We start from the raw sequence: 21011 nt of genomic DNA on the forward strand, positions 1-21011 counted from the left end.
GGAACACGTCATGACCAAGAGTTACAAAGACAATCTGCCCATCTCCGCCGAAGGGTTCATGCAGGAATTCATGCGCCTGAAGCGCGGCTCCGTCACGCGGCGGCATTTTCTAGGCATCACCGGTCTCGGACTGGCCACCGCCGTGATGTCGCGCTTCCCCGGCGCGCTCTCGACACCGGCCTACGCCGAGGATCTCGGCAGCCAGATGTCGATCGCGACATGGCCGAACTATCATGATCCGCAGACCTTCGAGCGGTTCAAAGCGGCGACCGGCGTCGCCGTCGAGGTCAACGTCTTCGGCTCGAACGAAGAAATGCTTGCCAAGCTGCAGGCCGGTGCCTCAGGCTGGTCGCTGTTCGTGCCGACCAACTACACCATCTCGACCTACGCGAAGCTCGGACTGATCGACGAACTCGACATGTCCAAGCTGCCGAACTTCAGCGCCAGCACGGAGAATCCCCGCTTCACCAAGGAAGGCCAGATCGGCGGCAAGACCTACGCCGTGCCGAAGAACTGGGGCACCACCGGGTTCTCCGTCAACACGAAAAAGATCAAGACGCCGCTGGCCAGCTGGAAGGACTTCTTCGAGGTTCTGCAGACCGAGGCGGACGGCCGCGGCATGGTGCATGACTATCAGCTGACGACCATCGGCAGCGCCCTGGTTTCGCTCGGCCATGACTTCAATTCGATCAAGCCCGACGAGTTGGCCAAGGCCGAGGAGTTGCTGATCAAGGTCAAGCCGCACCTGTTCGCCATCAACAGCGACTACCAGCCGGCCATGCGCGCGACCGATGCCTGGATCACCATGTGCTGGACCAATGACGGCGCGCAGCTCAACCATGACATGCCCGAGCTTGCCTACATTCTCGGCAAGGACGGCGGCGAGATCTGGACCGACTATTACGGCATTCCGAAAGACGCCCCCAACAAGCCGGCCGGCTATGCGCTGCTGAACTATCTCATGGACCCGCAGAACGCGGTGAAGGAGCATATCGCCAATGGCGCGCCGACCACCGACAGCCGCGTCCTGGCCTTGCTGCCGAAGGAAGTGACGTCGAACAAGATCGTCTATCCGGACGAAGCGTCGCTGACGCCGCTCGAGTTCGGCGCGGCGGTAACGCTCACCGATCCAAGCCGCGCCGAACTGATGGCACGGTTCAAATCGGCCTGACCGGTATCATGGCCTGAGGGAGGTGGCCAACGCCGGCCGCCTCCCGCTTCTGCAATTTTTTCAGGTTCAATCAGACATGGCTCTTACGGCCGCCAGCAAGAAACGCCTTGTCACCGCCGCACTGGTAGGCCCCGCGGCGGCTTGGCTGTTCGTTTTCCTGGTGCTGCCCTTTGTCGCCATACTGGTCTTTGCGTTCGGCAGGCGCGCGCCCGAAGGCGGCTATCAGCCCGCCTTCACGCTGGAGCAATTCGCCAATCTGGGCGCGCGCTCTGCAGCCTTCGTCAACACGCTGGTGCTGGCGCCGGCCGGCACGGCCGCCTGCCTGCTGGTGGCCTATCCGGTCGCCTACTACCTGGCAGTAAAATCCAACCCGAAATACCGATTGCTGCTGGTGTCGCTCGTCGTCGTGCCGTTCTGGACCAGCATGCTGGTGCGCACCTATGCCTGGATGTATCTGCTTGGCGCCCGCGGCATTCCGCATCTGCTGGAATTTGTCGGCCTGACCGACGTGCGGCTGCTCAACACTGCGGGCGCGGTGCTGCTCGGCATCGTCTATGGCTATCTGCCGCTGATGATCCTGCCCATCTATGTCAGCCTGGAGAAGCTCGACCGGCGGCTGCTGGAAGCGTCGGCGGACCTGGGAGCAAGACCGGTCGCGACCTTCTTCGGCATCACCTTGCCGCTGTCGCTGCCCGGCGTAATGACCGGTGTCGCGCTGGTCATGATCCTGCTGCTCGGCGAATACCTCATTCCGCAACTGCTGGGCGGTGGAAAGGTCTTCTTCATCGGCAATGCGCTTGTCGATCTCTTCCTGCAATCGCGCAACTGGCCGTTCGGCTCGGCGATCGCCGTCACGCTGGTTGCGGTGGTGGTGGTTATCCTTCTGGTGGCGATGCGCGTCGCCTGGCGCGTGGCCGGCACCCGTCAGGTGGATCTGCTCTGATGCGCGCCTTGGTGACCGCGGTTTATCTGTTCCTGTACGCGCCGATCGCGCTGGTTGTGCTGCTGTCGTTCAATTCCGGCCGCAACGCCAGCGACTTCGTCGGGCTGTCGACGCAGTGGTACGGCAAAGCGCTGTCGAACACATTCCTCATGGATGCCCTGCGGACGAGCCTGATCGTCGGGCTGACCAGCGCGGCGCTGGCCGCCGTGTTCGGCACGATGGCGGCGATGGGCATGGAGCGGCTCGGCGCGCGCAGCCGCGCCGTGTTCGACGGGCTCTTTGCCGCGGCCATCGTCGTGCCCGGCGTCGTCATCGGCATCGCGACGCTGGTGGCGCTGGTCGAGCTGCTGTCCATCGTCAATCCGGCGCTGGCCGCGTTCTGGCCTTTCGAACCGGCCCCGAAACTCGGTCTCGGCTACGGCTCGATCATTGCCGCGCATGGGCTTTTCACCATGGCGCTGGTGACGATGATCGTGAAGGCACGCCTTGCGAGCCTCGGCCGCGATATCGTCGAGGCATCGAACGATCTCTACGCGACCCCGCTGACGACATTCCGTGAAATCGTGCTGCCGCAGATCAGCCCGTCCATCCTCGCCGGATTCCTGCTTGCCTTCACCTTCTCCTTCGACGATTTCATCGTCGCCTTCTTCGTTGCCGGCTCGAAGACGACACTGCCAATGTATGTCTTCGCCTCGATCCGGCGCGGCGTCACGCCGGAGATCAACGCCATCGCCACGATGGTGCTTGGGGCCTCGCTCGTGCTGATCATCATCGCGCGCGTGCTGATGCGCGAAAAGAAACCAAGACACTAGAGCCGGATGATTTCAGGTCGACCTGAAATCTGAATCCGGCTCTAAATCAAGGAGATAGAGCATGATGCCGTCCGAAAACCGCTTCACACTTTTCGGCATCATGCTCTAGAACGGGCGCTGTCATGATCCTTCGCAATCACGTTGCGATCGTAACCGGTGCGGCATCCGGAATTGGCGAGGGCGGCGCCGCGATCATGGCGCGCGAAGGCGCGCATGTGATCCTGGTCGACAAGGATCCTCGGAGATCGGAAGAAGCGGCAAGCCGCATTCGCTCGGCCGGCGGCAGCGCCGAGCCATTGGTGCTCGATGTGACCGACGACACGGCGTTGCAGGCCGGCATTGCCTCGGTCGCATCGAGGCACGGTCGTATCGACATCCTGCACAACCACGCAGGCGCGCAGATCGCCGGCGATGTCGAACATGTGGAGACCGAAGGTTTCGACCGCTCCTGGGCTCTCAACGTGCGCGCGCATTTCATGGCTGCCCGCTTCGTGATCCCGGTCATGAAGGCCGCCAGCAAGGGCGTGATCCTCAACACCTCGTCCAGCTCCGGCGTGCTTTATGACCGGCAGATGATTGCCTACACCACGACCAAGCACGCCGTCATCGCCATGACCCGGCAGATGGCCGGCGACGTCGCGCGCCATGGAATTCGCGTCAACGCGCTTTGCCCGGGCTGGGTCGACACGCCCTTCAATGCACCCTTCATTGCGCAAATGGGCGGGCGCGAGGCAATCGAGACCTATATAGCCGAAAAGGTTCCGCTCGGTCGCTGGGCCGACGTTGCAGAGATCGCGGAATCCATCCTGTTCCTGGTCTCCGACCGCTCTTCCTACATGACGGGGCAGATTCTCGTGGTCGACGGCGGCGAGACGATTGCCTGAATGGCGCTTCGCCGCCCTCAGGCGGCGGTAGCCAGGGCGCCTTGCTGCGCCTCACGCCAGGATTGGAACATCAGCACGTCCCAAAGCAGATACTGGTTGTTGCGGCGTCCCGAAAGATGCTCTGACCAGGCGCGCCGGATCGGCTCAGGCTGGAACAGGCCGTCTTCGCGCAGCCGGCGTTCGTCGAGAAGAGCCTCCGCCCAACCGCGAAGCGCACCGCGCAGCCAGGCGTCGATCGGCACGCCGAAGCCCATCTTGGGGCGGTCGACAAGCCCGCGCGGGACGTGCTTGTAGAGCAATTGCCTGAGCGGCCATTTCGTCTGGTTCTGCGCCCGCAGAATGGAAAGCGGCAGCGAGAGCGCGAAGCCGACGAGGCGATGGTCGAGCAGCGGGACGCGGGTCTCGAGGCTGACCGCCATGGCCGCGCGGTCGACCTTCACCAGGATATCGTCCGGCAGATAGCTCATCATATCGAGATACATCATCCGCTCGACATTGCCCGGCAGAGCCGGCAGCGGTTCGAGCCCGGTCAGCATCGTCGGCGGCTCGGCCGCGCCCGCGACGATCTCGGTCGGCTCCCAATGAGAACAGAGGCGACGATAGACGTCGTTCACGCTTCGAAGCGAAAGCACCGACGCCGCCTTGTGGATCTTGTCGCCCACCCGCTCGCGGCGGAAACGCGGCGGCAGGAGCGGCATGATTCCCTCCGCGACAGCGTCGTAAAGTCCGGGTGACGGCAGCGTCGCCAAGCCCGCGGACGCGCGGCGCAGGCCCGCCGGAATGCGGGAAAGCTTGTTCCAGGCCGCATCGGCCAGCGCATAGCGCGTATAGCCGGAAAAGAGCTCGTCTCCGCCATCGCCCGACAGCGCCACCGTGACGCTGCCGCGTGCCAGCCTGGAGACCAGGAAGGTGGGAATCTGCGAGGAGTCCGAGAACGGCTCGCAATAGATGGCCGGCAGTTGCGGCACCACGTCGAGCGCATCCTGTTCGGTCAGATAGAGTTCGGTATGATCGGTGCCGAGGTGCCGCGCCACCTGCTCGGCATGATCAGCCTCGTTGTAGCCGGATTCGTTGAAGCCGATGGTGAACGTCCGCACCGGTCTCGAGCTGATCGACTGCATGACCGCCACGATCGCCGAGGAATCGATGCCGCCGGAAAGGAAGGCGCCGAGCGGCACATCGGCGATCATCTGCCCTTCGAGCGCGCGGCGAAGCTGGCGCTCGAGCTCAATGACAGCTTCTTCGGGGCTTCCCCGAAATGGCTCCAGCCGACCCTGCTCCGCAAGCGCTTTCGCGCTCCAATAGCTCTCGACGCGCGGCTCGCGGGCACCGTCGTCAAGGATGAGGATGTGGCCCGGCCTTAGCTTGCTGATCCCCTGATAGACGCTGTAGGGCGCGGGAATGCTGTTGTGACGCATCAACAGCGTCAGGGCATCGCGATCGATATCCGGGCGCCAGTCGGGAAGCGGATGAAAGGCCTTGAGCTCGGAGGCAAACGCGAATGCCCTGCCGATGCGCCCGTAATAGAGGGGCTTCTCGCCCAGGCGATCCCGCGCCAGGACCAGCGTCCTCTCGCTGCGGTCCCACAGGCCGAATGCGAACATGCCGACAGCGGCTTCGAGAGCCCGCTTCAGGCCCATTTCCTCGATCGCTGCGAGAAAGACCTCTGTGTCGGAATGTCCGCGCCAGGGATGATCGCCATGCTGCCGATCGAGAAGCGCGCGCATCTCGCGGTGATTGTAGATCTCGCCGTTGAAGACGATGACGTAGCGGCCGCTATGGGATGTCATCGGCTGCGTGCCCGCCGAAGACAAATCGACGATCGCCAGCCGGCGCTGCGCCAAGGCGACGCCGGCTTCCGCGTCACCCCACACGCCATCGCCATCCGGCCCGCGATGCCGAAGCATGTCGGCCATGCGGCGAACGGTGAAAGCGCCGCTGCCTGTCGCCGCGGGTCCTCCCACAATACCGGCAATGCCACACATTCGACGTCAATGCTCCATCACGGCCATGCAAATTCGCCCGCTCGAACCGCGACTCGCCACCCGTGTCTCGGGTGTACCGGAGATCATACCCGATAGAATTCCCGATACCATTCCACGAAGCGCGGAATCCCGATCTCGACCGGAATCTCGGGTTTGAAGCCGGTCGCCTCTTCCAGCGAACTGACGTCGGCGTAGGTCGCCGGGACGTCTCCCGGCTGGAGCGGCATCAGGTTGCGGATGGCCTTGCGCCCCAGTGTCTCTTCCAGCACTTCGATCAATCGGTTCAGCTGAACCGGCGCGTTGCCGCCGATATTGTGGATCCGGTACGGCGCGCTGCTGGTCGCCGGATCCGGCGCCGCGCTCTTCCAGTCCGGATTGGATGTGGCCGGATGTTCCATGACGCGGACCAGCCCCTCGACGATATCGTCGATGTAAGTGAAGTCGCGCTGCATGTTACCATGATTGAAGACGTCGATCGGCTCGCCGGCGAGTATGGCCCTGGTGAAGAGGAAAAGGGCCATGTCCGGCCGCCCCCAGGGGCCGTAGACGGTGAAGAAGCGGAGACCGGTCGTCGGCAGTCCGAAAAGATGGCTATAGGTATGCGCCATCAATTCGTTGGCCTTTTTGCTGGCGGCATAGAGGCTGAGCGGATGATCGGCCGAATCGTGGACGGAGAACGGCATCCTGGTGCTGCCGCCGTAGATCGAGCTTGACGATGCATAGACGAGATGGCGGACCGAAGCATGCCGGCATCCCTCCAGTATGTTGAGGAAGCCGCCGAGATTGCTTTCCGCATAGGCGTGCGGGTTAGTCAGCGAATAGCGCACCCCCGCCTGCGCCGCGAGATTGACAACGATCCCGGGCGAGACCGACAGGATGAGCGCCGCAATGCGATCGCGATCCGTTAGATCGACCTGCTCGAAACGAAAGTTCGGGAATTGGTTCAGCCGGTCGAGCCGTGCACGCTTCAGGGTGACGTCGTAGTACTCATTCATGGAATCGAGGCCGACAACCTGCCGGCCTTCGGCAAGCAGCCTCTGGCAGAGGTGAAAACCTATGAAACCGGCTGCGCCGGTGATCAGAATCGGCCCGCTCGCTGTCAAGACATATCCCCCAGTACCATGGAAATACCCGATCGCCCTCAGAGGCTCCAGTATTTTATTGTCTCAGGAATTTCATTGGGCCGGATGGCCGATTTGACGTCGAATAGGGTCCCGCCCGACTTGATCATCCGAAAAATACGAGATTTTTCCCTGGAGAGATATTCTTTATGGGGAACAGCCAGGACAAGAGCCTCCAGATTGCCCATTTCCTCGAGCGGCAAGATTTTCTCGCCATAGTCGCGTTGAGCGGTATCGGCGTCGGCAAGCGGATCGTGGACCTTGGGAGCAATTCCGAACTGTCTCAACTCCCTGACCATGTCGAAAACGCGGCTGTTGCGCAAATCCGGCACGTCTTCCTTGAAGGTCAGCCCGAGGATGCCGACGGAAGCGCCTTTCACGGTCATGTCCGAGCGGATGAGCTGTTTGACGATCTGCTGCGCGACGAAGGCTCCCATGCCGTCATTGATGCGACGGCCGGCAAGGATGATCTGCGGGTGGTAACCTTCGGCCTCCGCCTTGGCGGTCAGGTAGTAGGGATCGACGCTGATGCAGTGGCCGCCCACAAAGCCTGGCTTGAAGGGAAGAAAGTTCCATTTCGTCGATGCGGCCTCAAGCACATCCTGCGTCCTGATCTCGAGCCGCTCGAAGATCATGGCGAGCTCGTTCATCAGCGCTATGTTCAGATCGCGCTGCGTGTTCTCGATCACTTTCGCAGCCTCGGCCACCTTGATCGACGGCGCCCGGTGGACGCCGGCATCGATGATGCGGCCATAGACGCTCGCCACCCGTTCCAGCGTCTCGGCATTCTCGCCCGAGACGACCTTGACGATCCGCGGTAGCGAATGCTCCCGATCGCCCGGGTTGGCCCGCTCCGGCGAATAGCCGAGCGCGAAGTCGCGTGGATGCCGCAATCCGGAAATCCGTTCGATGATTGGTCCGCAGAAGTCTTCAGTGACGCCGGGATAGACGGTCGATTCGAAGACCACGACCGCTCCCGGGCTGATCGCGGCGCCGACGAGCTCGGACGCGAGCTTCAGCGGGGAAAGATCCGGCGCGCGGTTGATGTCGATCGGGGTTGGAACGGCGACGACGAAGAAAGTTGCTCCCTTGAGCGCCTCGCGATCCGTCGTCAGGAGAACCGAGGATTCCCGCAGCGCCGCGGCGTCGACCTCTCCCGTGCGATCAACGCCGTCGCGCAGTTCGCCGACACGCCGCTCGCTGATATCGAAGCCGATCGTTCCCGGAAACATCCTGGCGAAGGCGACCGCGACCGGAAGGCCGACATAGCCCAGACCGATCACGGCAATACGTTCGGACATGGGTGTATTCCTCAAGGTCGTTCAGTTGCACGTTCAGTTGCTCGCGGGGCTTTTATGGCAGGCCGTCGATGAATTCAACGACGCGCCGTTGCGAAGGCGCAGCTCTCCACCTAAAAGACAGCCGATGGCCCTGCCCCGGCGCGAAAGTCGATGGGGTCAAGGCTGTGGATAACCGAAGGCAGGATTGGGTTTCGGGGACCCAAGGACCTACAAGAGGCGGCAATGGCTTGGGGGAGCCGGCCTGAGACGTTGGAAGCATGAACCGAATCGTCGTCATCGCGGGCGAACCAAAATCCCTCGCAACAACCCGCGGACATTTTCTTGTGTCGCTCCGTCTTGCGGGCTACGAGGTGCATGCCGTGGCCCCGCCCGATGCGATGACGGCGCGCTGGCTCACCGAACGTGGCATTCATTTTCATCCCTTGCCGATGGCGCGCGCGGCGGTTGCCCCGATCGGCGACGCGATCCTGGCCGTACGCCTTCATAGGAAGATACGGGAATTGCGGCCCCAGATCGTGCTGACCTGCACGATCAAGCCGACCGTCTACGGGATACCCGCGGCACTGATTGCACGGGTGCCTCGCCGCCATGCGCTCATCACCGGTCTCGGCTATGCGTTCACCGACCGCCGCAAATCGGTGCGTTGGAGGATCGTCAACGCCGCGGCGCGTTTTCTCTATCGGGCCAGCCTGCGCTTCGCCACCACGGTGACGTTCCAGAACGAAGATGACCGTGACGACTTCCGGCGCCTCGGACTGCTCGGGCGGACACCCGCTCATGTCGTCAACGGTTCGGGCGTCGATCTCGACCGCTTCACGGTGGCCCCTCTGCCGGAGGAGCCGCGCTTCCTCCTGATCGCCCGCCTGCTGCGCGACAAGGGCCTGGCGGAGTATCTTGGCGCGGCGAGACTGGTGAAGGCGGTGCGGCCGGAGGCTCGTTTCGATCTGGTTGGCGATACCGATCCCAATCCCGCGGGATTCCCGATCTCGGAAGTGAAGGCAGCCGTCGCAGACGGGACGATCCGCTATCATGGATCCGTCGAGGACGTGCGCCAGGTGATCGCCGATTCGCGGATCTACGTGCTTCCGTCCTACCGCGAAGGCATCTCGCGTTCGGTGCTGGAGGCGATGGCGATGGGCCGGCCGGTGATCACGACGGACGCGCCCGGCTGCCGTGCGCCGATCGTGCCCGGCGTGAACGGCCTGCTTGTGCCGGTCGGCGACAGCGCCCCGCTGGCGGAGGCAATGATCCGGCTGATCGACAATCCGAACGAGGCCATGTGCATGGCCAAACAGAGCCGATCGATCGCTGAACAGCGGTATGATATCCGCTTGGTCACGGCCCACATGATGGAAATTCTTGAATCGAGCAACAGGCCGCTGCCAAATGACCTCCGCAGAGAATTTGATGTCGAGCCGGTATGAATTCGGAGCCAACTGGGCCTCGTTCGTCGACAACCACTATTCCGCCGAACGCCGGCAGATGGCGGCCGAGAAGCTTCTGGCCTTCCTGGGAAGGAAGAACCTTGAGGGGATAGATTTCCTCGACATCGGCAGCGGCAGCGGATTGCATTCCCTCGCAGCCTTCGACGCAAAGGCGAAGCGGATTCATTCCTTCGACTTCGATCCGCTCTCGGTCCGCACGACCGGCAAGCTCCGCCAAATGGCGGGAGGTCCGCAGGCCTGGACCGTCGAACAAGGCGATGTGCTGGACGTCGACTATCTCGAGAAGCTCGGCACGTGGGATCTCGTCTATTCCTGGGGCGTGCTCCACCATACCGGCGCCATGTGGCAGGCAATCGAAAATGCCGCACACAGGGTGGCGCCCGGCGGCCTTTTCTTCATCGCGCTTTATTCATCGAACGTCGTCCAGCCATCCGCGGAATTCTGGCTCGACGTTAAGCGCCGCTACAACGCCGCCGGCACGTGGAAGCGTCGCCAGATGGAAGGTTGGTATGTCTGGCGTTTCGGGCTCGGTGGTAGTCCACTTCGGCTGCCTCAACTGCTGAAGCGTATCTCCGAAAAGAAAAGGGGGCGCGGCATGAGCTACATGACCGACGTGCGCGACTGGCTGGGCGGCTGGCCGATGGAATTTGCCGACGATCAGGCGGTGGTCGATTTCTTGAAGGAGAAGTTTGATTTCGAGCTCGTCAGGATGTCGACTGGCGAGGCTTGCACGGAGTTTCTCTTTCGGAATCCGAACGGCCGATAAATAGGCTCAAGCGATCTGCCCGCCGGCTCTCGTCCAGATATGCGGCCGGCCGTTCTCGATGGTGACGATCTCGTCGCAATATTCGACCGTCGTCAGGCGATGCGCAATGATCAGCACCGTCAGGTCGGCGGGCAGCTCCTGGATCGCCTCCATGACGGCTGCCTCGGTCTCCACGTCCAGCGCGCTCGTGGCTTCGTCGAAGACGAGCACGCTCGCCTGCTTGTAAAGCGCACGGGCAATGCCGATTCGCTGGCGCTGGCCGCCCGACAGCCGGACGCCGCGCTCACCGACACGCGTTTCGTAGCCCTGCGGCAGACTGTCGATGAAGTCCGCGAGCGCGGCCTGCTGGGCCGCGTTGCGGACGCGTTCGCGATCAATCTTCGCCGGCTCGATGCCAAAGGCGATGTTTTCGGCGATCGATGCGTCGGCGAGGAAAATAGTCTGCGGCACATGCGCGATCTGCCTGCGCCAGGCACGGCGCGTCGTGCCGTCAAGGCGCTGGCCATCGATCTCGATCGCGCCGCCGGTCGGCTCGAGCAGGCCCATCACGAGGTCGACCGTCGTGCTTTTCCCGCTTCCGGTCTTGCCGACGAAGCCGACCTTGCTCCCCCTGCGGATCGTCAGGCTGAACCGATCGAGTATTGGCTGCTGGTCAGGTGCATAGCGGAACGACACGTCCTTCAGCACAACAGCCTCGTCGAATGGCAGGCGCTCGCTGGCAGACTGAACCCATTCCACCGGAAAGGCGGCCTCGAGCGTTTTCAACACGACTTCGGTGCTTGCGAGATTGCTAACCACGAGCGCCCAATTGCCGTACACCAACTGCATTGAAGGAAGCAGCCGTTGTGCGCCAAGAACGAAGGTGCCAAGCATCGGCAGCGCCTGACCGGCGTCGTTGGTCCGTGTGATCAGCCAGTAGGCGAGCGCTGCGATAATGACCATGCCTGCGGCCTCGACCGCGAAGCGCGGAGCCGAGGCAGCGAGCGCATTCGTCGCGTTCGCGCGTTGGAGATGTCTGTCGAGTTCGCCGAAACGTGAAAGAAAGTAAGGCTGGGTATCGTTGATGATTACGTCGCGGATACCCCCCAGACCTTCCTGCACCGAACGGATGCTCTCCGCCTGGACCCTCGCGATAACCCGTGCGTTCCTCTCGAGATGCTTCCGGATGCCGAAGGACATCGCGACGTAGACCGCGCCAAATCCCGCGAAGATCACGAAAGTGATGAACGAGCTTAAGACAAATAGAGCCGCGACGACGAAAGCGCCGATGATCGTTCCGCCGATAACCTGGAGAAGCGGCAGAAGCACGCCCGCGGTGATGGTCTGAACCTGACGAAGGGCGGCCAAAACGGAGCTGGAGTTGCGCGAAACGTGATAGCTATATGGCTGATAAAGCACGCGCTCATAGACCCTTGCCCCCAGTTCGTGCCCCAGCGAGAAGACATAAGAATTGGTGGCCCAGGTGAGGAGTATGCGTATTGCTCCAGCGATGATCGCCACCGCTGAAAACAAAAGCGTCAAGGTGAGTAAGCTGTTGTGAAGGTCGGTAAGGCCGAACCCCGCCAGTTGGCGTGCGACGAAGGACTGGTTGTTGGTTGCATTGGGATTAGCAATCAGCGCGAGAAACGGCAGCAGCGCGCCGAGTGTCGCCGCCTCGGCGATCGCGCCGAAGATCATCAGAACCAAAAGCCCGAACATCTGGCGCCGCCGGCGTTTCGACATCTGCCGCCAGATGCGTAGAAGTCTGCTGGTCGTGCTGTCCGGGGCCTTATTTCCGTCCAATGCCAAATCGATGTCCGCTTTTTAAAGGCGCCCAATGCACACGTTCAGCGCGTCAGGACAAGCCATGATTGGAGCGGATTGACAATTTTCTCGCAAAAGGTCGATGTCAGGTCCAGTCGTAGGCTCAACAATCAAAGTCAGTTCCTGACGTGGCGACTTGACTTGCCGAATTCCCACAAGCCAACCCTGCCTTATGCTTGCGGGGTGCACCATGGCTGTGGCAAGCGAGAGACGGACGGCGGGGACAATGACGGCGCGAGAAGACCTTCCCATGACAGATGCTAGAGCAAGAGAGCACGTTGTCGCGCCCCCGATAGCGCTCACCGGAAGACGCCGGCGCGGTATCCTGTTTGTCATCGGCCAGCTCGATCTTGGTGGCGCGGAGAGTCAGCTCGTGCTGCTAGCCAAGGAATTGAAGAAGCGAGGCTGGAAGGTAGAGGTCTTTGTGCTTGCCCAAGGTGGCATGCTGGCTGAACCCTTGGCTCGTGCCGGGATTCGGGTAATTCATGGGTTTCAACGGTCGAGCGCATCCGCGTCGTCAACATCGGCAGATGCTAAATCTGGTGCCACGCCAAAGACGCATCTGCGCGTGAAGGCAATGCTGGTTCTGGCCGCTTTCGCCACATCGCTCGTTGTTCGCATCATCTCGACCAGGCCCGGTGTGGTTCACGCCTGGTTGCCGCTAACCAACTTCGTGGGCGCAGTGGCAGGACGGATTGCGCTTGCGCCACTCGTCATCAGCTCGCGGCGGAGCCTCGGCACCTACCAGGAGCGATGGCCCCGCCTCAAGCGCATGGACCGCGTAGCCAACAGGCTCTCCCATGTGGTGGTCGCGAACTCTCATGCTGTGGCCGCCGACACCGCGGCTCGCGACGGCTACGAAGTCGACCGCATAGCAGTCATCCCCAACGGCCTCGATCTCAGCCGCTTCGATGAAATAGGTCACCGCCGGGACGAAACCCGGCGCCGGCTTGGTCTCAATCAGGACGAAATCGGGATCGTCATCGTCGCCAACCTAATTCCATACAAAGGGCACGAAGACCTTATCGAAGCATTCGCTCTTGCAACCGAAAAAAGATCGAATCTGAAGCTGTTCATGGCCGGGCAGGATCGAGGCATCGGACCGGAGCTGGCGAAGCAAGCCCAACGCCTTGGCGTCGGATCGAAAGTGCACGCTTTGGGGACACAGGACGATGTCCCCGGCTTGCTCGCCGGCATGGATGTCGGCGTCATCGCCTCTCACGAAGAAGGCTTTTGCAACGCCCTGATGGAGAAGCTCACAGCCGGTCTTCCAGTCGTCGCCACCAAGGTTGGTGGAAACCCAGAGGCCGTCTCCGGCATGCCGGGATGTGTGTTGGTGGAGCCGCGTGCCCCTGCCGATCTTGCTCGAGGACTTCTTGCTGTTCTTGATCGATTGCCGGAGCCGGCAGTTGACCAGGAATTTCGGCAGCGGACGATGCGGCTGCGCTATTCGGTCGGTGCTATGGTCGACGCCTACGAACGCCTCTATCTCGCTGGAGACAGGTGAGATCAGCGAGAGTGGCTACTCCCCCGAAGGTAGCCAATCGTCGCGGGGTGTCTGCGCGGCGGCCGCTTCTGATCGATCTCGCGGCTGGATTCCAAGCGTTACGATCGCCATATTTCAATTCGTTCGCTGCGGCTGCGGGAAGACAGGCGTAACGAAACAGCACCGCGTCAAACGTGATCAAGTTTACGCTTACGCCGTAGCCTGTAGATCGACCACGTCACGAAGCATGCGACAGCAAGGATATACGCTGTTTGTTTCATGATCCCGATCTGTATCAGGAGGTCATTGCGGTGGAAGTAGAAGGCCAACCACGCGGCCAGCGTCGCAATGCACCCTCTGCAAGGGCCTGAAGTCTTCCAGAAGGCCAGCGACAGGCCGGCCACTGACATCGAGTAGCCCAAGGCGAACACGAGGACCATAGCGAGCCCTCCGGCTGCATACGCCTGCGCCCATGGATTGCTCGCCATGTCGAAATCAACATCAGGAAATAGCTCCGCCTGAAACATGGAGGTGAACGTTGGCACGTCGCCAAGGTGCATTCCGAAAATGGTAGCTCCTCCAGGGACGCCGCTAAGCAACTGCCTGACGAGGTAACCATCGTTGGTCCTGAAGTCTTGCCTGACGGTTTCATTGAGGATCGACTGGGTGACAAACGGTTCCGATTGCGTGACAGCCGCAACGTAAACGTCGGGGCGTCGTAGCTGGCCTCCGAAGTGGAATAGCTGTTCTTGTGCGGAGACTTGGCTGATGCGTGGCGCCGTCGGATCTGGGGCTCTCAAATCCCCCGTCTCCGGCGCGGTTGATTCTGGAACTTCCAGATAACATTGCGACGCCATCGCATATTTGATCGTGTAGGCAGCTTGTTTAACAAGCAGCAATCCCACCCCGATGACCAGAACCACTGCGGCAAATGTCGCAGCCCTTCGCCATCCCTTGAGGGCTCCTTGACCGTATAATGTTGCGGCCCCGAGAAACGTGATGGCGGTAGATGCCCTAAAGCCGATAGCCAAGTCTAAGACCAGCAGGACAGAGCACGCAAAAACGATCGCCCATTGTCGACATGCCAATGCGGCCACGAAGCTAAAAGGAACTGCGTAGGCCGCGTAATAATACCAGAGGTCGATATGCTTCAGCATTTCCACCTTGTCAGCGCAGACGTAGCCCGACCCGATGGTCACCAGGGAAACCGCCATGCTTGCGATGGCCGCAAGCAAGAGCGCGGGGGCAATCATGCGCCCAAAATCGGCATCCAGAGGTGGGCCGAGCGCAACCTTGTCTGCCGCAGCAGCTACCACCGTCAGAGAAGTCACTACGATAGCCATAGCTACATAGGCGATGGGATCTATGGGTGCAGAATACCCGCCAACGTGAACGGACCCGTAGAAGCCCGGTGCGAAATAAATACAGGTAGAAGCGAATGCCAGGGACAGCGGGTCAACCCGGCCCTGCCAAACGGTGCGCCACAAGAAAAAACACGAGCAAGCCACCGCAAGCAAAATGAAAGTCGTTTGCGTCACAACGCCTTTGCCCTCTTCGCGATCGCTTTGATCACCTCGGCCGGTTGATTCCGAGATGCAAAAGACCCTCCTCTTGCGATTCTTGGCATCATGTCGGCGTCGCACAATATCTTACTCACGCCAAGTCTCTTTCTAGCGATCGCTTCTCGGAATCGGCGGCACGCTCGCTGGGCCTAGCGGCGCTTGCTGCCCGAGGCGGATTACGGAGTTTGTTTGCAGCCGCCATGGATGAAAACTTACGAGCAGCCTGAGCCGCTTTGTGCTTCATCCTTCCGAATCAACCGATGAGAGTGCTCTCGTCGCACTGCTGCCGAATGATCGCCCGAAGGCTCTCGACAATTGCTGGACGTCAGTCATCGCCAGGTCATCCACATCAGGATGCACGACCCATTTTGACATCAACGCCTTGCTCAAGTAACGAGAAACTGTGGAAAAATCTGCCTGTATCCGACTGGCTTTACTTTGCACCGCCATCGTATGCGCGGCCATTTCCATTCAGCACTTTTGGACCATATATCCTAGCAGGCTGGGAGTCGGTCTGGCGGGGATGACCGCAGTCACCATAAAGCCGATATCCGAAATTGCAGACAGCGCACTCGATATAACAGAAGGTGAGAGCCAGCTCGGATACGTCAAGCGCGTTACGGATGTGGTGCACCTTTCGACCTTCAACTGCGACCCGACCGAATTTTCATTGAGTTGGCTGGACAGGCTTTTCTTGTGGCGGTCGGGAAACCCCAGCGCATTTGCCGAAGGTATGTTGGTAAAGGACCGCTTCACGTGCGGCTTCTGCCATCAGCGGGCGTTCCTGGTGCATCAAGCCCTAAAGCGAAATGGCATCGCGTCCGACGTGTTTGGGCTGAACGGTCACGTCGTCACCCGGGTCAACATTGATGGGAAACAGTATTATACCGATTCCGACTATGGAGTCGGGCCGTTCCCGGCGGCAGCTGAAACCTTGGAAGAGACTGTACGGAACACCTATTCTTTGTCCGCCTGGGGGGATCCCGATCTTCTCGCGAGTCTTTACACAAGTGCAGAAGACAACCAGATATATATAAACAACAACATTGATCAGATGGCCACTCAGCAGGCCACTATTTTAAGGCAGTCCGGCGTGGCGGCAAATCTACTTCTGTCGACGTCTGCGCTATACCTCTTGTCATGCATTTTTCTCACCCGTCGCAAGGCCGAACACGAGTCTTCCGTCCCGCACGGGGCCGCAACTTCCGCTGACGGCCCTGATGCCGTTCCAATAGTTCTGGTCGGCGCCGATGATGCTGGACTTGGCTAAATGGCCTGACGTTCGGGGCGACCCTCTTCGCCCTCGAATGCATCGTGACGTCATCACCGACCTGAAACTCGAGATCGAGCCTTCAGAAGGTACACATCGCGCCGCGGGGCTAAGGAGGAGCGTTGCCTTACGCTCAATCATCTCTCGCCAAGTGGCTGTCGGCTACCCCAGACTCCGGCCGGCGAGTTTTTTATCAGCGAATCAATCGCTGGCAGCAGCCGATATTCGGCTTTGACCATCGTCGATGCCAAGTGCGTAATAAAGGTCCATCATTCGGGCCAATGCAGCCTTAGTCTCTGGCCTCAGATTTCTGCGAAGATGCGATCCATCGCGGTAGATGAACTCATCATTGACATAGGTTAGGCAGTGTCCGTGCGGGCACATGCCCTTGAGCGGGTCGATGAAGACCGCCTTGTTCTTATCCGCAAGAGATTTGAATGCAGCGGTCATTGGCGACCACACTCTCAGGGTTCGCTCACTGTCCATATCCGTCGTGCAAGGCTTACGAGGAAGCGAGCTTTCCCGCATCGTTGCGCAGGACGTCAGGTCCACCCCCGGGCTTGGAACCTGCCCGATGATGCCGATGTGCCGATTGGGCGCAGCAATTTCCCCAAGGAGGCTTTGCAAGCCTTCGCGAAGCAGCAGGACTTTGTCGACCTTACCTCCATCATCGGCAACAACGTCCTCGTGGGCAAGGTCAGTCCATGCTGAAGATAGCACCACAAGGTCGATATCCGGGCGCTGCCTAAGCATGCTGACCGCCGCCTTTCGAGACAATGCACAGCTGTCTCGGTAGTTGGGAAGCTCTGGATGATTGCGATGAACGCCTTCTCCGAAAGCGGCAGGGCAACGTTTGTAGAGAAAGAAGGCAGTTCCCTCGCGCTGCCCAACGACATCCAGCAAGGGCGCCGTATGCTCCGCGTGACTGTCGCCCCACAGCACGCCACGATGCTTCGCCTTGTCCCAAGGCGCTCCGAAGGCGCAGAATGTGCCGCCCAGCTCGGCGATTGTCACCATCTGCGGGCATGGCCAATCCCACATCACGTCGAGGCTGCTCATCGCTTCGGCCTCTTTCGGGATCCGGCTGCCGATGCCGCCTGCCTCGAAGATCGCATTGCCGCTCAGACCGACGATCGATGCGGCAACCACCCCAGCCGCTATGGTCCTGAGCGGCACAAGGCGCAAGTGGCGGGCCGGCTCCTCGACGAATCGCCAAGAGAGGTAGGCGACGAGCATGCTCGCCGCGACGAGGGCAGACGCCTCGGCTGGTGTCGGCATGGCGCCGTCCGCATAATGGCGGAAGTAGACCAGCAGCGGCCAATGCCAGAGATAGAGGCTGTAGGAGATCTTGCCCGTGAAACGCAGCGGCGCTGTCGAAAGGAACGCCGAGACCATCGACTGCGAACGCGGCCAGACGAGCAAGACGGCGCCGATCACCGGAAGAAGCGCGCGCGGTCCCGGGAATGGCTGGCTCGACGATAGCCAGATGGCGCTCGCGATGATTAGGCAAAGGCCGACCATGCCGAACGCTTCGGAAATGCCGCGGCGGCCGACGGCCGGCATGAACACGACCAAGCCGCCCAGCGCCAGCTCCCAGGCTCGGCTGAAAGGAACGTAGAATGCCAGCTTCGGATCGACTGCCACCAGGTGCAGAGCGATCGAAAAGCTGGTCAGCGCGACGAGGCAGATTGCCGCGACTGACAGTGACTGTCGGCCCCGGGACAGGTAGCCCGCAGCCATCAGCAAGGCCGGCCACACGAGATAGAATTGCTCTTCGACGCCGAGCGACCACAGATGCAGCAGGGGCAGAAGCGTCGCTTCGCGGTCGAAATAGCCGGTATTCCAGAGAAAGTAATAATTTCCGAGACCGGCCGAGGAAAAGGCGGCGCTGCGTCCCAGGCTGGCATAGTCTCCGGGCAGCAACAGGAACCAACCGGCTGCGAGCGACAGTCCTATCATCACCAGCAAGGCCGGCAGGATCCGACGCACCCGCCGGCCGTAGAATTGCGCGAGCGACAGTTCGCTGCCTTCGGCCACCAACAGCCGCGTGATCAAGTAACCCGAGATGACGAAGAAGACATCGACGCCGACGAACCCTCCAGGGAAGCCGGGCACGCCGAAATGGAAAAGCATGACGGCAATCACCGCGATCGCGCGTAAACCGTCGACGTCGGGCCGATAGTCGAACTTCAACATTCCCCCCGGGCTATCTACCGTAGCGTGATAACCTGATCGCACCTCGTGAGTCGATGGCGGGCGAGATAGGCCGGGCAAATGCCGCGGCTCCAACAATGTCATCGATATATTCAGATATTAGCGCGTACTTATAGTCTCGATTGCAAGAAAGATGGGGATACCCTCACAATTTATTTCGCGCTAGAACGACGAAAACCTACACAAGGGACAGAGGCGCGCCGGAATCGCTTCTGCCCTCATCGGCGAAGGTGTCTGGCTCGTGTAAGTGTTGGGACGGCGTGCTTATTCGTTAAAATTATCGAGGGACCATCGAAAACTCGGCCGGCTGATAGAAACGAGTTGTTCGCCGCGTCCATGACTGTATAGAAAGTTTGTCCCGTGCGTGACGAGGCCACGGGCGTTCTGGAGGGAACAAATTTGGACAACCATAGCGCGGACGTGGTTGAATTCAGCCCGCGGACACATGTCTTGGTTACCGGCGGCGCGGGCTTCGTGGGATCGGCACTGGTCGACCTGCTGCTTGCGCGTAACTGCAGCGTGACCGTTATCGATGACCTCTCGAACGGCTCGCTTCGCAATCTTCCGGCCAACCATCCCCGCCTGACGATCCGTACCTTCAGGGTTGGCGATCAGGCATTCAGCGCGGCGGTCCACGACGCCGTCGGTTTGGCCGACGCAGTATTCCATCTGGCGAGCCCGATCGGGGTCCAGCGCGCCCACAAGGAACGCTTTGCGGTCACCAGCGGCATTCTCGAATCGGGTTGCGCAATCGTCGAGGCGTGTCGGCTGCACCGGCGTCCGCTGCTTTACACGTCGAGTTCGGAAGTCTACGGCTCGGGCCGCGACCGTCCGATTACCGAGGCCGATCCCGTGATGACGGATCTCCGGCCGCGCTGGGGCTATGCCGCCGCCAAGGCAGCGGTCGAGCATCTGGTCGCCGGGCTGTTCTTCGATTTCGGCATCCCGACTTGGATCGTTCGGCCATTCAACATGGCTGGACCGCGGCAGCAGCCGGCGACGGGCCTCGTGCTGCCGGTTTTTGTCAACGCTGCCTTACGCGGCGAGCCGCTTGTCGTTCACGACGACGGCGAGCAGAGACGGGCTTTCCTCCACGTTGCCGACGCCGCCGAAGGGTTGCTCCTGGTTATGCAGTGTCGATCCTTGCGCGGGCGGCCGGTCAATCTGGGCGGCAGCGAAGCGGTGCAGATCGGAAGCCTGGCAAGGATGGTGGTTGACGCCACGAGCACGAACGCGCCGATCGTCATGAAGCCCTCCAACGCGGTTTATGGCGAGAAGTTCGCCGTGACGTACGATCGGGTGCCGGACACAAGCCTTCTGACCATGATGACCGGCTGGCGTCCGCTGCGAAGCACCAGGCAGACGATCGTCGACTGCATCGAGCATATGCGCACCGAACGAGTGATGGCTTGACGCTTGGCCCATTGGTCCCGTTCATCGGGGCCCTTCTCATCGCGATCCCTGGCGTCTGGTTGTTCGCGCGGCTTGCGGCGCGCATCGGCGCCGTCTCGAAGGTCAAGAGCGATCGCTGGCACACTTCCGGCGAGGTTCCGCGGCTTGCCGGGCCGGCGCTGCTGGTTGCGATGTCACCATGGCTGTCGACCGGCCACATTGTGTTGCTGGCGCTTTTTTGCCTGATCGGCGCGCTCGACGACGTTCGCTCCCTTTCGGCCGGCCCCAAAGCGGCGGCATTGGCGGCGGCAGCGATCCTCGCCGGCATCGTAACGGGGATATGGTGGCTGCCGGTTGTCGTGTGGGTCGCCTGCAACGCGGTCAACATGCTCGATCACGCCGACGGTCTTGCGGCAAGCACGATCGCGGCCGCCTTCTTCGGCCTTGGCGGCGATGCCGGACTGGCAGGTGCCGGCGCCTGCATCGGCTTCCTCTGCTTCAATTATCCGCCGGCGCGGGTCTTCATGGGCGACAGCGGCAGCCTGCTGCTCGGCGCGGCCATCGTGCTCCTGGCCAGCGAAAGAGGTTTCGGATCGTCGCTCGCATGGATCGCCGTTCCCCTCATCGATGCCGTGTTCGTCGTCTTCCGCCGCCTGCGGCGGGGGCAGCAGCCCTGGATCGGCGGCACGGACCATCTCGGCCACACGCTGCTGCGCGCCGGCGTGAGCAGCAAGGCGCTGCCGGCTCTCTATGCCGGGGCGGCGCTGGCGATCGGCCTGGCGTTTTACGAATTTGCTAGCTTGTAGGATCGGCGCTGGTTCCGCGATCGTTGCGCGCGACTAAAGCCGCCACAAGA

17 protein-coding genes are annotated in these 21011 nt (G+C 61.3%); 10 read left to right on the plus strand and 7 right to left on the minus strand.

Annotation, left to right across the window (positions count from 1 at the left end; genetic code table 11):
- Nucleotides 1-10: 10 nt before the first annotated feature.
- The 4 genes from FJ974_RS25650 to FJ974_RS25665 all read left to right on the plus strand — a co-directional run bounded on the left by FJ974_RS25650 (nt 11) and on the right by FJ974_RS25665 (nt 3810).
- Nucleotides 11-1171 (plus strand): spermidine/putrescine ABC transporter substrate-binding protein, encoded by a 1161-nt coding sequence (locus tag FJ974_RS25650; RefSeq protein WP_140535475.1) that lies wholly within the window; start codon nt 11-13, stop codon nt 1169-1171.
- 76 nt (nt 1172-1247) lie between these two features.
- The gene (locus FJ974_RS25655) at nt 1248-2114 is read left to right on the plus strand and encodes an ABC transporter permease (protein ID WP_140535472.1); all 867 of its coding nucleotides are present in this window, start codon (nt 1248-1250) and stop codon (nt 2112-2114) included.
- Entirely contained in the window at nt 2114-2926 is an 813-nt protein-coding gene (locus FJ974_RS25660) for an ABC transporter permease (protein ID WP_140535469.1), read from the plus strand. Before FJ974_RS25655 ends, FJ974_RS25660 begins: the two co-directional genes overlap by 1 nt.
- 122 nt (nt 2927-3048) lie before the next feature.
- Entirely contained in the window at nt 3049-3810 is a 762-nt protein-coding gene (locus FJ974_RS25665) for an SDR family NAD(P)-dependent oxidoreductase (RefSeq protein WP_140535467.1), read from the plus strand.
- A 17-nt stretch (nt 3811-3827) separates the two neighbouring features.
- Here the strand turns inward: FJ974_RS25665 and asnB are convergent, their stop codons facing one another.
- The 3 genes from asnB to FJ974_RS25680 form a co-directional block, all read right to left on the minus strand.
- Nucleotides 3828-5795 (minus strand): asparagine synthase (glutamine-hydrolyzing), encoded by a 1968-nt coding sequence (gene asnB / locus FJ974_RS25670; protein WP_140535464.1) that lies wholly within the window; start codon nt 5793-5795, stop codon nt 3828-3830.
- Nucleotides 5796-5878: 83 nt separating this feature from the next.
- On the minus strand, nt 5879-6898 hold the full coding sequence (locus FJ974_RS25675; protein WP_181177209.1) for an NAD-dependent epimerase: 1020 nt from the start codon (nt 6896-6898) through the stop codon (nt 5879-5881).
- A 38-nt stretch (nt 6899-6936) separates the two neighbouring features.
- The gene (locus tag FJ974_RS25680) at nt 6937-8217 is read right to left on the minus strand and encodes a nucleotide sugar dehydrogenase (RefSeq protein ID WP_140535459.1); all 1281 of its coding nucleotides are present in this window, start codon (nt 8215-8217) and stop codon (nt 6937-6939) included.
- 257 nt (nt 8218-8474) lie between these two features.
- Between FJ974_RS25680 and FJ974_RS25685 the strand changes: the two genes are divergently transcribed.
- Together FJ974_RS25685 and FJ974_RS25690 are read left to right on the plus strand one after the other, a co-directional pair.
- Complete coding sequence (locus tag FJ974_RS25685; protein WP_140535456.1) at nt 8475-9641, plus strand: glycosyltransferase family 4 protein; 1167 nt, start codon at nt 8475-8477, stop codon at nt 9639-9641.
- A complete protein-coding gene (locus FJ974_RS25690) occupies nt 9625-10428 on the plus strand; it encodes a class I SAM-dependent methyltransferase (RefSeq protein WP_181177208.1) in 804 nt (267 codons plus the stop codon). The genes FJ974_RS25685 and FJ974_RS25690 overlap by 17 nt, the downstream gene beginning before the upstream one ends.
- Before the next feature lie 6 nt (nt 10429-10434).
- Here the strand turns inward: FJ974_RS25690 and FJ974_RS25695 are convergent, their stop codons facing one another.
- Entirely contained in the window at nt 10435-12126 is a 1692-nt protein-coding gene (locus tag FJ974_RS25695) for an ABC transporter ATP-binding protein (protein WP_226891398.1), read from the minus strand.
- A 478-nt stretch (nt 12127-12604) separates the two neighbouring features.
- Between FJ974_RS25695 and FJ974_RS25700 the strand changes: the two genes are divergently transcribed.
- A complete protein-coding gene (locus tag FJ974_RS25700) occupies nt 12605-13738 on the plus strand; it encodes a glycosyltransferase (protein ID WP_181177207.1) in 1134 nt (377 codons plus the stop codon).
- Nucleotides 13739-13905: 167 nt separating this feature from the next.
- Here the strand turns inward: FJ974_RS25700 and FJ974_RS25705 are convergent, their stop codons facing one another.
- Both FJ974_RS25705 and FJ974_RS25710 read right to left on the minus strand, forming a co-directional pair.
- Nucleotides 13906-15255, minus strand: a complete 1350-nt coding sequence (locus FJ974_RS25705) for a hypothetical protein (RefSeq protein ID WP_140535448.1) — start codon at nt 15253-15255, stop codon at nt 13906-13908.
- A gap of 264 nt (nt 15256-15519) precedes the next feature.
- On the minus strand, nt 15520-15750 hold the full coding sequence (locus tag FJ974_RS25710) for a hypothetical protein (protein ID WP_140535445.1): 231 nt from the start codon (nt 15748-15750) through the stop codon (nt 15520-15522).
- Between the two features lie 52 nt (nt 15751-15802).
- Between FJ974_RS25710 and FJ974_RS25715 the strand changes: the two genes are divergently transcribed.
- Nucleotides 15803-16549 (plus strand): hypothetical protein, encoded by a 747-nt coding sequence (locus FJ974_RS25715; protein WP_140535442.1) that lies wholly within the window; start codon nt 15803-15805, stop codon nt 16547-16549.
- A 201-nt stretch (nt 16550-16750) separates the two neighbouring features.
- On the opposite strand, the gene FJ974_RS25720 is transcribed toward FJ974_RS25715, so the two are convergent.
- Nucleotides 16751-18745 (minus strand): acyltransferase family protein, encoded by a 1995-nt coding sequence (locus FJ974_RS25720; protein ID WP_226891401.1) that lies wholly within the window; start codon nt 18743-18745, stop codon nt 16751-16753.
- 378 nt (nt 18746-19123) lie between these two features.
- Between FJ974_RS25720 and FJ974_RS25725 the strand changes: the two genes are divergently transcribed.
- Together FJ974_RS25725 and FJ974_RS25730 are read left to right on the plus strand one after the other, a co-directional pair.
- Nucleotides 19124-20176 carry an NAD-dependent epimerase/dehydratase family protein gene (locus tag FJ974_RS25725; RefSeq protein ID WP_140535438.1) on the plus strand — a complete coding sequence of 351 codons (1053 nt, stop codon included), beginning with the start codon at nt 19124-19126 and terminating at the stop codon, nt 20174-20176.
- Nucleotides 20173-20961, plus strand: a complete 789-nt coding sequence (locus FJ974_RS25730; RefSeq protein WP_226891402.1) for a glycosyltransferase family 4 protein — start codon at nt 20173-20175, stop codon at nt 20959-20961. Before FJ974_RS25725 ends, FJ974_RS25730 begins: the two co-directional genes overlap by 4 nt.
- Nucleotides 20962-21011: the final 50 nt, after the last annotated feature.

It is taken from the genome of Mesorhizobium sp. B1-1-8, assembly GCF_006442795.2.
GTDB lineage: Bacteria > Pseudomonadota > Alphaproteobacteria > Rhizobiales > Rhizobiaceae > Mesorhizobium.

What these genes read in the sequence shown, in the direction of transcription:
- FJ974_RS25650 (WP_140535475.1), top strand. Translation starts at nt 11, where the DNA reads ATGACCAAGAGTTACAAAGACAATCTGCCCATCTCCGCCGAAGGGTTC.
- FJ974_RS25655 (WP_140535472.1), top strand. Translation starts at nt 1,248, where the DNA reads ATGGCTCTTACGGCCGCCAGCAAGAAACGCCTTGTCACCGCCGCACTG.
- FJ974_RS25660 (WP_140535469.1), top strand. Translation starts at nt 2,114, where the DNA reads ATGCGCGCCTTGGTGACCGCGGTTTATCTGTTCCTGTACGCGCCGATC.
- FJ974_RS25665 (WP_140535467.1), top strand. Translation starts at nt 3,049, where the DNA reads ATGATCCTTCGCAATCACGTTGCGATCGTAACCGGTGCGGCATCCGGA.
- asnB (WP_140535464.1), bottom strand. Translation starts at nt 5,795, where the DNA reads ATGTGTGGCATTGCCGGTATTGTGGGAGGACCCGCGGCGACAGGCAGC.
- FJ974_RS25680 (WP_140535459.1), bottom strand. Translation starts at nt 8,217, where the DNA reads ATGTCCGAACGTATTGCCGTGATCGGTCTGGGCTATGTCGGCCTTCCG.
- FJ974_RS25685 (WP_140535456.1), top strand. Translation starts at nt 8,475, where the DNA reads ATGAACCGAATCGTCGTCATCGCGGGCGAACCAAAATCCCTCGCAACA.
- FJ974_RS25690 (WP_181177208.1), top strand. Translation starts at nt 9,625, where the DNA reads ATGTCGAGCCGGTATGAATTCGGAGCCAACTGGGCCTCGTTCGTCGAC.
- FJ974_RS25695 (WP_226891398.1), bottom strand. Translation starts at nt 12,126, where the DNA reads ATGTTCGGGCTTTTGGTTCTGATGATCTTCGGCGCGATCGCCGAGGCG.
- FJ974_RS25710 (WP_140535445.1), bottom strand. Translation starts at nt 15,750, where the DNA reads ATGGAAATGGCCGCGCATACGATGGCGGTGCAAAGTAAAGCCAGTCGG.
- FJ974_RS25715 (WP_140535442.1), top strand. Translation starts at nt 15,803, where the DNA reads ATGACCGCAGTCACCATAAAGCCGATATCCGAAATTGCAGACAGCGCA.
- FJ974_RS25720 (WP_226891401.1), bottom strand. Translation starts at nt 18,745, where the DNA reads ATGTTGAAGTTCGACTATCGGCCCGACGTCGACGGTTTACGCGCGATC.